The organism is Pyxidicoccus sp. MSG2, assembly GCF_026626705.1.
Lineage (GTDB): Bacteria > Myxococcota > Myxococcia > Myxococcales > Myxococcaceae > Myxococcus.
The window spans coordinates 2,537,880-2,551,310 of the sequence record NZ_JAPNKC010000001.1 but is presented as its reverse complement, the minus strand read 5'-3'; the positions used below and the strand labels follow the sequence as shown (position 1 = coordinate 2,551,310).

Genomic DNA, 13,431 nt, shown 5'->3' with positions numbered 1-13,431 from the left:
CTGGAGTCGGGCTCAGCGCTCCAGCGCCACCTTGAACTCGACGGGCTCGCCGCCGCGGAAGGTGCCCTTCCACGGCCGGTAGCCCTTGAGCTTGAGCTGCACGGAGATGGGCTTGTCCGGGTAGAGGTTGTCCACGGCGAGCGGCGTGGTGCCCACGTCCTGGCCCTCCACCAGCACCGTGGCGCCCGACGGGTTGCTGACGATGCTCAGGATGGGGGAGGGCATCGGGACGCCCAGCTTCGCGAGCACCATGGGAACCACCCAGGAGCGCGTGGTCAGCACCCAGAGGCCACCGGAGACCAGCACCGCGACCACACCGAGCGCGACGGCGGTCCGCACCCAGCGCCCGCGAGGGCGGGGCAGATCCTGCTCCTCCACCCAGTCGCTCTCCGGACGCGGCGCGCGCTCTTCCAGCTCCAGCTCGTTGGCGGGAGTCTCCCGCAGGCTCCGCGGTGGGAGGGCTTCCGGGGGAGGGACGGGCTCCGGCTGCGGGGCGGGCATGCCCTGATGGCGCGCCTGGCTCGACGACGCGGAGACACCAGGGCCCACGGGCGCCGCGGCACCCGCGTGGCCCCCGGTCCCCCGAGGCGCCACGGGCACCGGGGTGCCAAACGCGGCCGTGCGCGCCGGCTCCGAGCCAGGCGGGGCCGCCATGGGGAGTCCCTCCACGTCATCGCGCGCGGAGGTCTCCTCGGCGCAGAAGTCGCACGGCGCCTGCGGATCAGCCAGGGGCATACCGCACGTCGCGCAGTTGCGGGTCAGCCGTCCGCTGGCGCTGAGCGCTGGCCCCCCGGGCGCGAGCGCCACCTCTTCCCCCTTCATGGCGAGCGAGAAGGGCCCCGGATTCGACGGGCGTGTGGCTCCAGCCGGGGCCGACTTCGCGTCCATTCCCGCCTCGGCCTGCTCGCGCAGGGTGGGGGGGAGGGAAATCCGCCGCATGAAGTCGGCCAGCGCGTGGGACGTGGCGGGCTCGCCGGAGCGGGCCAGCCAGCGCGCGAGCGTCTCGCTCAGGGCCTCGGGCGTCGGGAAGCGTTGCTCGGGGGCCCGCGCCAGCATGCGCAGGACGGTGTCCGCCAGCGGCGCGGGCACGTCCGGAGGCAGCGGCGGAACCTCGCGGGAGAGGATGGCGTACACCACCGCCATGGGCTCCTTCACGTCATGGAACGGATGCCGGCCCACGAGCAGCTCGTGGAAGACGATGCCCAGGGAGAACTGGTCGCTGAGGGCATTGGCCGGCGAGCCCTGGAGCACCTCGGGCGCGCTGTAGGCCTCCTTGCCGCGGAAGACGCCGGGCTCCGTGAGCGAGCCGCCCTCCAGCCGGGCGATGCCGAAGTCCGTCACCTTCACCTCGCCCTCGCGCGACACGAGGACGTTGGAGGGGGACACGTCGCGATGGGCCGCCATCACCGGGCGCCCGTCGTGCAGCTTCCGGTACGCGTGGGCGAGGCCCGCCTGCGTCTGGAGCACGATGAAGGCCGCCAGGTGCGGCGGGAAGCGCACGCCCTGCCGCGCGGCGGTGCGCAGCAGCACGCCCAGGTCCCACCCGTCCACCAACTCCATCACCAGGAAGAGTCCGCCGGGGCCCTGGCCCACGTCGTACACGGTGGCGATGTTCTGGTGCTGCAGCAGCATGGCCAGCCGCGCCTCGGCGAGGAACATGCGCGCGATGTCCGGCTCCTGCGCCAGATGCGGCAGCATCCGCTTGATGGCCACGGCGCGCTCGAAGCCCTCCGTGCGCGCCACGCCGAGGAACAGCTCCGCCATGCCTCCAGAGGCCAGGAGCCGTACCAACCGATAGCGTTCGTTCACGGACGGTCTTCCTCAGGTGACGGGCTGGGTGACCTCACGCAGCAACTTCCAGGGATAGATGCCGGTGGTGTGGCCGTCGCTGAAGACGAAGGCCAGCGCGTAGTTGCCCACCGGTTGGACCTCCTTGATGCGCAGGTCCGCGGGCACCTTCGTCGCGTCCAGGGTGCGCTTGTTCGTCCACTCGTCCACGCACCCGGCGCACGGGCACTGCTGTCGCAACACCTGTGCGGAGGTGGCCGTCCTCGCCCCGTCGTCCCAGCCCAGCTCCAGCCGGGAGCCGTCGGGAGCCACGCGGACATCCGTCCCGGAGACGGGCTTCTCGGCGGGCTTGATGCGGTCCCAGAAACTCAACGTTGCACCTTCCGAAGTCTCAACAGCGCCGCGCCCTCCCTACCATCCTTCCCGCCCCGTGGCGCGTCGAAGCGCGCGCGAGCCCCCTACGAGGCGAGCTTGACGGGCAGCCGGTGGCCTTCCAGCCGCACGCCCTGCTTCGCCAGCACCCGCCGCAGCGCCAGCACCACCTGCGGGTCCAGCTGCGCGCCGCTGAGGTTGTCGAGAATCTCCATCGCCTTCTCCAGCGGCATGGCCTTCTGGTACGGGCGCGTGGAGGTGCAGGCGTCGAAGGTGTCCGCGCACGCGACGATGCGGGCCAGCAGGGGGATGTCCTCGCCCTGGAGCCGGTCCGGGTAGCCGGTGCCGTCCCAGCGCTCGTGGTGGTGGCGCACGCACGCGCGCACCGCGCCGAGGAAGCTCACCGGGCCGATGATGGCGTCGCCGATGGCCGGGTGCTCGCGCATGATGGCCATCTCCTGGTCCGTCAGCCGCGACTGCTTGCAGAGGATGGACTCCACGATTCCAATCTTCCCGATGTCGTGGAGGATGCCGCCGTACTGGAGCTGCCGCAGCTCGCGCTCGGTGAGGTTCATCTCGCGGCCGACCTCCACCGCCACGTCGCCCACCCGCTGGCTGTGGCCGCGCGTGTACGCGTCCTTCGAGTCGATGGAGTTGGCCAGCGCGACGATGGTCTCCAGGTAGCCCTTCTCCAGGCTCTCGTAGAGGCCGCGGTTCTCCATGTCGTACGCGAGCAGCTGCTTGCTCATGTAGTTGAACGTCTGGGCCAGCTCCCCCAGCTCGTTCTTCTGGGGGATGTCCACCTCCACGCCGAACTTGCCGCGCGCCAGCTCCAGCGCGCCCTTCGTGAAGCCCTTGAGGGGCCGCGTGAGGTTGCGCGAGAAGAGCGCCGCCAGCACCAGCGCGACGAGGATGGCCGCGCCCAGGCCCAGGAGGATGCGCCGCTCCATGGCCTCCACCTGCCGGTACGCATGCTCCACCGGCTGCTCGGAGATGATGGCCCAGCCGGCCTCCGGCAGCACCGTGTACGCGGCCACGACCGCGTCCCGGCCCTCGCCGAAGTTGCCCACGTGGAACGTCTCCGTGTCCGGCTGGCGCTCCAACTGTCGCAGCAGGTGCGCCACCGGGCGGCGCCGGGACACGTCCTCGCCCAGGCCCGCCACGCCTCCGCCTCCGGCGACGAGGTGCCCATGCCGGTCCGCTACGTACGCGAAGCCGGTGCTGCCCACGCGCTCCTGCTCCAGCATCCGCCGCAGCCCCGCCAGCGACAGGTCCGCCGCGACGTAGCCCTTCACGGGCTCGCCCACGGGGAAGGCCAGCGTCACCACCGGCCCGTCTCCGTCCGGCCCCGTCACCACGTCCGCGTAGCGCAGCCCGTCCAGCGACTCCAGCAGCGCGCGGGCGCGCTCCTCGTGCCCCGCCAGCGAGCTGGGCGACACGTCGTGCCGCGAGAAGGCCTGCAGGCCCGGCAGCCGCTTGCGGTCCGGGCCGAACACGGTGAGCGCCAGCACCTCGCGCCGCTGCGTGAGCACCGACGCCAGGTGCGTCTGCTGTGCCTCCAGGGGCAGCGCGAAGAAGCCGGGCACGCGGGCCAGCATCAGCACCGCGTCGGTGGGCTCGCCCAGGAAGCCCTCCGCCTTGAGCTGGAGCTGCTTCACGCGCTCCTGCGCCAGCTCCTGCGCGTCGCGCACCAGCAGCTCGCGCGTATGGGACACGGAGAGCCAGCCCACCATCAGCGTGGGGACGAAGCCCACCACCAACATCAACAGGAGGATGGCTTTGAAAAGGCGCACGGTGCTGCTCCTCCAGTGGCTACTGCCACTGTCCCTTCTGCACTTCGAGCTTGAGCCGCTCCGACACCAGCTCGAAGCGCCGGGAGGCCCCGGGCTCGGACCGGCCCGCCGGGCCCAGCGCGCGTACCGTCCACCGGTAGCGGCCCGCCGGCAGTACGGGCAGCTTCAACTCCACGGAGGACACGCTCTGCGCGAAGACAGGGGTGTTTTCCGTGTCGTGTAGCACTTCCACCTCGTAACGCTCCGCTCCGGGCACTCCCGCCCAGGTCAGCTTCACCGGCCCCAGCAGGCCCGCCCGGTCCGGGCGCAGCTTCAGCAGCACCCCATCCTCCGGCAATCCCGGCTTCGGCGCCACCAGGGGGGGATGCGGCGCCGGCGGCGGAGAGCCCTTCACCACGCTGAGCGACTCTCCCGTGGCGACAGGCTGGGTAACGCCCTCGGCCTCCACTCGCACGGGTGGGCCCTTCTTCACGGTGACGGTGGTGGTGCCTCCGTCCGGGCCCACCTCCACGCTGAAGGCGGAGGGCTGCGGCTTGGGTGTCGCCGCCACCTGCCGCCCGGCCGCGTTGGCCGCCTCGGAGGCCAGGGTGTAGCGGGCGGCGCGGAAGTGCGACTCCGCCTCCTTCAGCCGCGCCTCGGCCTCGGGTGAAGTCCCCGCGTCCCCGACGAGGGTGCGCGCCGTCTCCAGGGCCCGCTGCGCGAGGACGCGCTCCTGTCCGGGCACCTTCAGCCGCGTGCCCTCGGCCACGGTGTCCGTCGTCAGCCGGTTGAGCGCCTGGATTTCCTCCGCGGCGCCCGGGTCGCCCACGGTGCGCTCCGCCACCTGGCGCAGCGTCTCGTGGGGGCCCACCACCGCCGTGTCCTGCGCGACGCCGCCCAGCCCCGCCAGCAGCGTCAGGAGCGCCGTCTTCATTGGAAGACAATCTCCCTTCCGGCCTGGATGGTGGCCGCCGGGGTGGTGACGGAGAGGGACTGGACCGCGGGCTTTTCCAACTCCGCGTCGATGCGGCCGCGCAGCACCGTGAGGTCCGTGCGCGGCTGGCCCGGCCGCAGTCGCGTCTCGGCGATGCCGATGAGCGAGTCGCCGCCCAGGTGCACCGTGCCACCGTCGCTGGCGAAGACGAGGTCCGCGCCCGCGCCCGACTCGGTGCGCACCTTGTCGTTCTCGAAGAGGGGGTGCCCCTCGCGCGCGACGCTCCAGTCATCCTCGGTGGCGCGCTTGATCTGCACCTCGCCCTTCAGGGCCTTCAGGTGCGCGCGGGGAGCGAGTGCCGGACGGGCGGACGCCGCGGGCGCAGGCGGCGCCTCCTCGGCGGTGCAGCCGAGCGGCGAGGCCGAGAGCGCGAGCGCGAGCAGCATGGGTGGCCAGCGTCGTCCGTTCACGTGGGGGGTTCCGGGAAGCCGCAGTGTAATGGGAGGGACTCGTGGGAAACGAGCCCGGCCACTCAGACGCTAGTCCAATCGCCGGTGCTGCAGGCAGGGCAGGTTGCGGCGGATTCGCGCCTGCAGTTCCGGGTCCACCTGCGCCAGCGCCAGCCCCTCGCCCTCCGACGCCCGCGCCGTCACCAGCCCCCACGGGTCCACCACCATGGCGTGGCCATAGGTGAGGCGGTTGGCGGAGTGTTTCCCACCTTGTGCGGGTGCGAGCACGTAGGCCTGGTTTTCGATGGCCCGCGCCCGGAGGAGCACCTCCCAGTGGTCCTTGCCCGTCATCAGCGTGAAGGCCGCCGGCACCGCCAGCAGGGTGGCGCCGTCCCTCGACAGCCGCCGGTACAGCTCCGGGAAGCGCAGGTCGTAGCAGACGGACAGGCCCAGCCGGCCCACCTCCGTCTGGGCGGCGACCACCTCGGTGCCCGGCGCCACGGCGGCGGACTCCTGATAGGTGGCCCCGTCTCCCACCTCCACGTCGAACAGGTGCATCTTCCGGTAGACGGCCAGCCGCTCGCCGCCGGGCCCGAAGAGGACGCTGGTGTTGTAGAGCCGGCCCCCCGGCGCGCCCGTCTCCAGCACGCTGCCGGCCAGGAGCGTCACTTTCAGCTCGCGGGCCAGCTCGGCCATGCGGGCGAGCGTCGGGCCGTCGAGTCCCTCGGAGGCTCCGGGGCGCTCGGGCTCCGGACCCATCCACGAGAAGTTCTCCGGAAGACCGACGAGGCGGGCCCCCAGACTGGCCGCCTGCCGCACGAGGCGGGTGGCGACCTCAAGGTTGTGGCTCTTGTCCGCGGTGGACACCATCTGCGCGGCGGCGATGAGGTGCATGGACCCCGTTATAACGCCCGTCCGGGTCGCGGAACCCCTGGGAATTCCTTGCCCTGTCGGGCAGGTTTCACCCGGAGCAGGAGGGTGCGTCCTTCCTTTACACCCCGACGGGGCGTGTGCTACGGACGCCCCACATTTTTCGATGATGGACCTCGAAAAGTGGGCCGCGTGCCCGCTTTTCGCGTTTTTGGAGACCTGTTTCCCGGATATGTCGGAGAAGAACCTCAAGCAGACGGTGGAGGAGCGGGCCATGAGCCTGCTCGAGCCCATCGTCGCGGGTGAAGGCCTGGAGCTCGTGGACCTGGAGTTCATCCGGGAGCGCGAGGGCTGGGTCCTCCGGTTGTTCATCGACAAGCCGGGCGGGCGGGTGGGGCTGGAAGACTGCACCCAGGTGTCGCGCGCGGTGGACCCCGCGCTCGACGTGGAGGACCTGGTTCCGCACGAGTACAGCCTGGAGGTCTCCAGCCCCGGGGTGAACCGGCCGCTGAAGAAGCCGGCGCACTTCGAGCGGGTGAAGGGACAGAAGGTGAAGGTGAAGACGTTCGGGCCGCTGGGCGAGCCCCCGCGCAAGAACTTCACCGGCACGCTGACCGAGGTGGCGGGCGACGGCATCTCGGTGGACGTGGAAGGTGCCGGAACCTTCCACATCCTCTTCAAGGACATCGCGAAGGCGAACCTGGAGTTCGAGTTCTAGACGTCGACATACAGGGCGCCCCTCCGAGCGGGGACGCCCGTGGACCCTTTTAGGAGAACACCATGGCCACGCAACAAGCCAACCCGAGCGTCAACCTCAACCTCGTCCTCGACCAGGTCGCCAAGGACAAGGGCATCGATCGGGCTGTGCTGATTGCCACCCTCGAGGACGCGATGAAGACCGCGGCCAAGAAGCACTTTGGCCAGGACCGCGAGCTCGAGGCCAAGTACGACCCCGACAAGGGCGTGGTGGAGCTGTTCCAGGCCATCACGGTGATGGATGAAATCGTCGACCCCGTCCAGGCGGTCAACCAGATCACCACCGCCGAGGCGCACAGGAAGGGCATGGAGGTGGAGTCCGGGGACGAGCTCGTCTTCCAGATCTTCTACCGCGACGAGGACGCCGCCGAGGCCAAGGCCCAGGACGACCAGTACGGCGACATCCTCCGCCTGAAGACCTTCCGCCGCGGCTTCGGCCGCATCGCCGCGCAGACGGCCAAGCAGGTCATCCTGCAGCGCACGCGCGACGCGGAGCGCGAGAACGTCTTCAACGAGTACAAGGACCGCAAGAACGAGATCGTCACCGGCATTGCCCGCCGGTTCGAGCGCGGCAACATCATCGTGGACCTGGGCCGCGCCGAGGCCGTGCTGCCGGTGCGCGAGCAGGTGCCGCGCGAGACGTACCGCCCCGGCGACCGCGTGCAGGCCTACGTGCTGGACGTGCTGCGCGAGTCCAAGGGCCCGCAGATCGTCCTCAGCCGCGCCTCCGTCAACCTGCTCACCAAGCTGTTCGAGATGGAGGTGCCGGAAATCGCCGAGGGCATCGTCGTCATCGAGGCGGCGGCGCGCGAGCCGGGTGGCCGCGCGAAGATCGCCGTGTCCAGCCGGGACTCGGACGTGGACCCGGTGGGCGCGTGCGTGGGCATGAAGGGCAGCCGCGTACAGGCGGTGGTGCAGGAGCTGCGCGGCGAGAAGATCGACATCGTCCCCTTCGACGAGGACCCGGCCCGCTTCGTGTGCTCGGCGCTGGCGCCCGCGGAGGTCAGCCGCGTCATCATCGACGAGGCCAACCACGCCATGGAGCTCATCGTCCCGGACGACCAGCTCAGCCTCGCCATCGGCCGGCGCGGGCAGAACGTGCGCCTGGCGGCCCAGCTCACCGGCTGGAAGCTGGACATCAACAGCGAGAGCCGGGTGCGCGAGCTGCGCGAGTTCGCCAGCCGCTCGCTGGGCTCGCTGCCGGGCATCAACGAGATGCTGGTGGAGACGCTCTACGCCCACGGCTTCCGCCAGGCCCGGGACATCGCGGACGCGAACGCGGAGATGCTGGCGCAGATGCCCGGCATCGACCCCGCCCGCATCCCCTCCATGCAGGAGGCTGCGCGCAAGCGCATGGTGGAGGACCAGGCGGAACTGTCGCGCATGGATTATGAAAGGGAGCAGGCCCGGCTGGCCGAGGCCCGGCGCCACCCGGACGAGCTCAACCCGTCCGAGCGCATGGCGCGTGTCAGGGGCGTCGGCGAGAAGACCATCGAGCAGCTCATCCTCGCCGGCTACAAGTCGGTGGAGGACATCGCCAACGAGAAGGACCTGGCGAAGCTGGGCGACGTGCCGGGTGTGGGTATCAAGAAGGCCCGCCAGCTGAAGAGCGCGGCGGAGAACTACCTCGTGGAGGAGGCGAAGCTGCGCGCGGAGCTGAACGCCGAGCGTGGCACGATGACGGCGACCCTGGACGGTGGCGCGGAAGCCACCAAGTCGCCGTAAGCTAGGGGAGGGAAGGGAACGTGGGGCGCCCGTCAGGCCGCAAGGCGTCGGGAGAGCAGAGCGCGGAGTCAGGTCCGGTCCGGACGTGCGTCGGATGCGGGTCCAAGCGACCGCAGGCGGAGCTTACCCGGTTCGTGATAGGGCCTGGGGGCGCCATCGAGGTGGATAGGGCACGGCGGCTGCCAGGACGGGGCGCCTACCTGTGCGGTGCCGGTTGTCTGACGGCAGCGCTGAAGCGGAAGGCGTTTGGAAGGGCCTTTCGCGGCAAGGCGGGACAGGTTGACCCGTCGCAGCTCGGGCAGGCGTGGGAGTCGGGGACGGGGAGCTAAGGGGTGTGGGGGGGGAGTGGGTGTTAAGGACCACTCGCACACATTTTCGGGTTTGGACTAGGGTGCTGCGCCCCGGAAGCCGGCGGAGCAGAAGGCCAACAAGGGCAATATGTCGAAGAAGCGCGTCCATGAAATCGCCAAGGAGCTCAAGGGCCACGGCATTGAGCTCGACAACAAGGAGGTCGTGACCGAGCTCTCTGCGCTCGGTTACGACGTCAAGAGCCACTCGTCCTCACTCGATGACGACCAGGCGACCGCCGCCGTCCAGAAGATCCTGGACAAGCGCAAGCCGAAGCAGGCCACGCCGCCCGTGACGGCGAAGGGGTTCGTCGTCCGCCGCAAGGTGGGCGCGCCCGCCGGTGGTGCGTCCGCGGAGGCGGGCGAAGGCCAGCAGTACGACCATTCCCAGTACGAGCCGCCTCCCGCGGCGTACGAAGCGCCTCCGGCCGCCGCCCGGGCCGAGGAGCCGCCGTCGGCTCCCGTCGTCGAGGCACCCCAGGCCCCTGTCGAGGCGCCGAGGGCCGTTGAGTCGAAGCCGGTGGAGGCCGCCCCGGAGGTTCCGGAGGCTCCCGCCGTCGCAGCCACCCCGCAGCAGCCCGCGCCCGTCGCGGAGGCCCCCCAGGCCCCCGCCGCAGTCGCGGCTGTGTCCACGCCCGCTGCCGAGGCCCCCAGGGCCCCGGTCGAGGCACCTCGCGCCGCCGTGCAGCCGCCTGCCGGCGCGCAGCCCACTTCCCCAGCCCAGGAGCGCACCACCTTGCCCCAACCCCCCCCTCGCTCACCGGTCCCGCCGACTGTCCGGACGCCTTCGAGCACTTCGACGTCCGCGACCGTCGTGTCCCGTGGCCCGGGCTATGTCCAGCGTGGTGGTCCAGGCGGTGGTCGTCCCGGGGGGCCGGGCGGTCCGGGGGGGCGTCCCGGGGGTCCGGGCGGTCCCGGTGGTCGTCCGGGTGGCCCCGGCGGTCCGGGGGGGCGTCCGGGTGGTCCGGGCGGTCCCGGGGGTCGTCCGGGTGGCCCGGGCGGTCGTCCCAGCTACCAGGGGCAGACGTATCAGGGCCCGGGCGCGCGTCCGGGTCAGCCGCCGGTGCGTCCCACGGGCGCGCCGGGTGCCCAGGCCTCGGCCGGTGGCACGGCGGCTCCCGCGGGTCCCACCATCATGGTGGGCGGCGTTCCCCACGCCCAGGTGTCGCCCACGGGCGGCCAGGCCCGTCCCACGGCCACGCAGGCCGTCGTCATCTCGCGCCCGCTCATCCAGGTGCGCCGTGTGACGCCCACGGCCGGCCAGGCCAAGCAGTACCCCATGGCACCGGGCCGCGCGGGCATCCCCGAGCGGCGTGAGTACAAGGTGGTTCCGGACCACCTGGGCCGGGGCCGCGAGCTGGTGGACGTCTCCAAGAACAAGGAGCGTGGCCAGCGCAAGCGCACCAGTGGCGATACGACCAGCGTGTCCAAGCAGGAACTGACGGACATGGTCTGGGGCCGCGTCACCATCCCCATCCGTGGCAAGAAGAAGAAGCCCACGAAGAAGGGCGCCAAGACGCAGATCACCCAGATGGCCGAGGAGAAGAAGGTCATCAAGCTGCAGGAGGGCATCAGCGTGTCCGACCTGGGCCAGCGCATGGGTGTGCGCAGCGCGGACATCATCAAGAAGCTGATGGGCCTGGGGAAGATGGCCACGGCCAACCAGATGGTCGACGCGGACACCGCGGAGATGCTGGCCACCGACTACGGCTGGAAGATCGACCGCGTCGGCTTCGAGGTGGAGGACTACCTGCCCGAGGTGGAGGCCCGTCCCGAGGACGAGCGTCCCCGTCCGCCGGTGGTCACCATCATGGGCCACGTCGACCACGGCAAGACGAGCCTCCTGGACGCCATCCGCAAGGCCAACGTGGCGGCGGGCGAGGCGGGCGGCATCACCCAGCACATCGGCGCGTACAGCATCTCCACGGCGCGCGGCGACGTCACCTTCCTCGACACGCCGGGCCACGAGGCCTTCACGTCCATGCGCGCCCGTGGCGCGGACGTGACGGACATCGTGGTGCTGGTGGTGGCCGCGGATGACGGCGTGATGCCGCAGACGGTGGAGGCCATCAAGCACGCGAAGGCGGCGGAAGTCCCCATCGTCGTCGCCATCAACAAGATGGACGTGCCCGGCGCCAACCCGGACCGCGTGAAGAAGGACCTGGCCACCCACGAGCTCGTCCCGGAAGAGTGGGGCGGCGACACCATCATGGTGCCGGTCTCCGCGAAGACGAAGGAGAACCTGGACCTGCTGCTGGAGAACCTGGCCCTCCAGGCCGAGGTGCTCGAGCTCACGTCCAACCCGAGCCGTCCGGGCGTGGGCGCCATCATCGAGGCCAAGCTGGACCGCGGCCGCGGGCCGGTGGCCACGGTGCTGGTGCAGGAGGGCACGCTCAAGCTGGGCGACGCCATCGTCACCGGCGCGCACTACGGCCGTGTCCGCGCCATGACGAACAGCCGCGGCGAGCAGGTCAAGGAAGTGAAGCCCGGCTACTGCGCCGAGGTCGTCGGCCTGTCCGGCGTGCCGAGCGCGGGTGACGCCATCAACGTGGTGGCGGACGAGAAGGCGGCCAAGCAGATCGCCGAGCACCGCAACATGAAGGAGCGGCAGACCGAGCTCAGCAAGGTCAACCGCGAGTCCCTGGAGCAGCTGTTCGCCAAGACGAAGGCGGGCGGAGGCCCCAAGGAGCTGCGCGTCGTCATCAAGGCGGACGTGCAGGGCTCGTCCGAGGCCGTCAAGCAGGCGGTGCAGAAGCTCTCCACGCACAAGGTCAAGGTGGAGATCGTCCACTCGGGCGTGGGTGCCATCACCGAGGGCGACGTGATGCGGGCGGCGGCCTCCAAGGGCGTCGTGCTGGGCTTCAACGTCAACCCCGAGTCCGGTGCCGAGGCCGCGGCCAAGGCGCAGGACGTGACGCTGCGCAGCTACTCCATCATCTACGAGCTCATCGACGGTGTGCGCGAGGACATGGAGGGGCTGCTGGAGCCCATCCGCACCGAGCGCAAGCTGGGTCGCGCGGAGGTGCGCAACACCTTCAACGTGCCCCGCCTGGGCACCATCGCCGGCGCGGCGGTGCTGGACGGTGTCATCAAGCGCGGCTCGTTCGTGCGGCTCATGCGCGAGAACAAGCAGCTGTTCTCCGGGAAGATGGCGTCGCTGCGGCGCTTCAAGGACGACGTCAAGGAGGTCGCGCAGGGCTTCGAGTGCGGTATCGGCATCGAGAACTTCAACGACCTCAAGCCCGGTGACATCATCGAGGCCTACGAGATCGAAGAGACTCGTCAGAGCCTCACGTAGTCGACAGTCCAGTGCCCTCCTTGAAACCCTGGGAAGACCCCATCTTCCCAGGGTGCTGATGCCCCGGTGGCCGCCCTTCGTGGCGCGTCCGCCGGTGGCCGGGGGACTTCCATGTTCGTAGGTGTCGCACGCCTCACCCTCCAGATTCCGGACAGCGGGTCGCTCAAGTCCAAGCGGCAGGTGCTCCGCCGGGTGACGGACCGGGTGAAGGCCCGTTTCAACGTGGCCATGGCCGAGGTCGATGATCAGGATCTCTGGCAGAAGGCCGCGCTCGCCCTGGCGGTGGTGGGGAATGACCGCCGCCACGTGGACGAGCAATTGGAGAAGGTCATCCACTTCATCGAGGAGATGTACGTCGCCCCGCTGATGGCGCGGGAGACGGAAATCCTCGGCTTCGGGGACCAGCTGTTCTCCGGCGGGGCCACCCGCTCGCCCGGCCGGAGCCCGTCTCCGCGCATGGCTTCAGCGGACGAAGAGGACGGCGACGAGGACTTCCTGGACGCGGAGGCCTCGCCCGAGGATGCGGCGGCGCAGTCGGAGGCCGCCATTGCCCGCTTCCTGAGGGGTGACAAGGCGTCGCTGGCGGAGGCGGAGGGGTTGGGGGATTGGGAGCGCCGGCATGAAGGCGACAACGAGGGGGGCCCCGGAATGGGCCGCCCGTCTCCGTCGGGCGGTGGACGGATGACCTTGGATGAGGCGCGGGCCCGGGCCCGCACCCTGCGCAATCCGCGAGACTGGGAGAAGAAATGACGACGCATTCCCGACCGGAGCGCGTGGGACAGGAAATCCAGGCGGCCATCGGCGACCTGCTCGCCCGGGGCATGCTGAGGGACCCGCGCATCGGCTACATCACGATTACGGGCGTGAAGGTCTCTCCGGACCTTCGCGTGGCCAAGGTCTTCTATTCGATGATTGGCACCGAGCAGGAGCGTGCTGACACGCAGAAGGGGCTGGAGGCCGCCAAGGGCTTCGTGCGCCGCGAGGTGACGTCCACCGTCAACCTGCGCGTGTCGCCCGAAATCTTCTTCTCCTTCGACGAGTCCGTGGGAGAGGGAGACAAGATTGACCGTCTCCTTCGTGAGGTCCGGAACAAGGAAGGCTGGTAGTTCCAGCCCCGGGC

At 70.5% G+C, this 13,431-nt stretch carries 12 protein-coding genes; 6 read left to right on the top strand and 6 right to left on the bottom strand.

The window, feature by feature from the left end; genetic code table 11:
- Nucleotides 1-12 precede the first annotated feature (12 nt).
- The 6 genes from OV427_RS09110 to OV427_RS09085 form a co-directional block, all read right to left on the bottom strand.
- Nucleotides 13-1,809 carry a serine/threonine-protein kinase gene (locus tag OV427_RS09110; RefSeq protein ID WP_267855722.1) on the bottom strand — a complete coding sequence of 599 codons (1,797 nt, stop codon included), beginning with the start codon at nucleotides 1,807-1,809 and terminating at the stop codon, nucleotides 13-15.
- A gap of 12 nt (nucleotides 1,810-1,821) precedes the next feature.
- Nucleotides 1,822-2,160, bottom strand: a complete 339-nt coding sequence (locus OV427_RS09105) for a DUF971 domain-containing protein (RefSeq protein WP_267855721.1) — start codon at nucleotides 2,158-2,160, stop codon at nucleotides 1,822-1,824.
- A gap of 86 nt (nucleotides 2,161-2,246) precedes the next feature.
- Entirely contained in the window at nucleotides 2,247-3,953 is a 1,707-nt protein-coding gene (locus tag OV427_RS09100; protein ID WP_267855720.1) for an HD domain-containing phosphohydrolase, read from the bottom strand.
- Nucleotides 3,954-3,972: 19 nt separating this feature from the next.
- On the bottom strand, nucleotides 3,973-4,866 hold the full coding sequence (locus OV427_RS09095; protein WP_267855719.1) for a peptidoglycan-binding protein LysM: 894 nt from the start codon (nucleotides 4,864-4,866) through the stop codon (nucleotides 3,973-3,975).
- Complete coding sequence (locus OV427_RS09090) at nucleotides 4,863-5,312, bottom strand: FecR family protein (protein WP_267863392.1); 450 nt, start codon at nucleotides 5,310-5,312, stop codon at nucleotides 4,863-4,865. The genes OV427_RS09095 and OV427_RS09090 overlap by 4 nt, the downstream gene beginning before the upstream one ends.
- A 93-nt stretch (nucleotides 5,313-5,405) precedes the next feature.
- Nucleotides 5,406-6,209, bottom strand: a complete 804-nt coding sequence (locus OV427_RS09085; protein WP_267855718.1) for a carbon-nitrogen hydrolase family protein — start codon at nucleotides 6,207-6,209, stop codon at nucleotides 5,406-5,408.
- A 208-nt stretch (nucleotides 6,210-6,417) separates the two neighbouring features.
- On the opposite strand from OV427_RS09085, the gene rimP reads away from it, so the two are divergent.
- The 6 genes from rimP (at nucleotide 6,418) to rbfA (ending at nucleotide 13,417) form a co-directional block, all read left to right on the top strand.
- The gene (rimP, locus tag OV427_RS09080; protein WP_267855717.1) at nucleotides 6,418-6,903 is read left to right on the top strand and encodes a ribosome maturation factor RimP; all 486 of its coding nucleotides are present in this window, start codon (nucleotides 6,418-6,420) and stop codon (nucleotides 6,901-6,903) included.
- A gap of 62 nt (nucleotides 6,904-6,965) precedes the next feature.
- The gene (gene nusA, locus OV427_RS09075; RefSeq protein ID WP_267855716.1) at nucleotides 6,966-8,666 is read left to right on the top strand and encodes a transcription termination factor NusA; all 1,701 of its coding nucleotides are present in this window, start codon (nucleotides 6,966-6,968) and stop codon (nucleotides 8,664-8,666) included.
- 20 nt (nucleotides 8,667-8,686) lie between these two features.
- Complete coding sequence (locus OV427_RS09070) at nucleotides 8,687-8,995, top strand: YlxR family protein (protein WP_267855715.1); 309 nt, start codon at nucleotides 8,687-8,689, stop codon at nucleotides 8,993-8,995.
- Between the two features lie 109 nt (nucleotides 8,996-9,104).
- Nucleotides 9,105-12,311: a translation initiation factor IF-2 gene (gene infB / locus OV427_RS09065; RefSeq protein WP_267855714.1), complete on the top strand. Its 3,207-nt coding sequence runs from the start codon at nucleotides 9,105-9,107 to the stop codon at nucleotides 12,309-12,311.
- A gap of 111 nt (nucleotides 12,312-12,422) precedes the next feature.
- Nucleotides 12,423-13,061, top strand: a complete 639-nt coding sequence (locus OV427_RS09060) for a DUF503 domain-containing protein (RefSeq protein ID WP_267855713.1) — start codon at nucleotides 12,423-12,425, stop codon at nucleotides 13,059-13,061.
- Complete coding sequence (rbfA, locus tag OV427_RS09055; protein WP_267855712.1) at nucleotides 13,058-13,417, top strand: 30S ribosome-binding factor RbfA; 360 nt, start codon at nucleotides 13,058-13,060, stop codon at nucleotides 13,415-13,417. The genes OV427_RS09060 and rbfA overlap by 4 nt, the downstream gene beginning before the upstream one ends.
- Nucleotides 13,418-13,431: the final 14 nt, after the last annotated feature.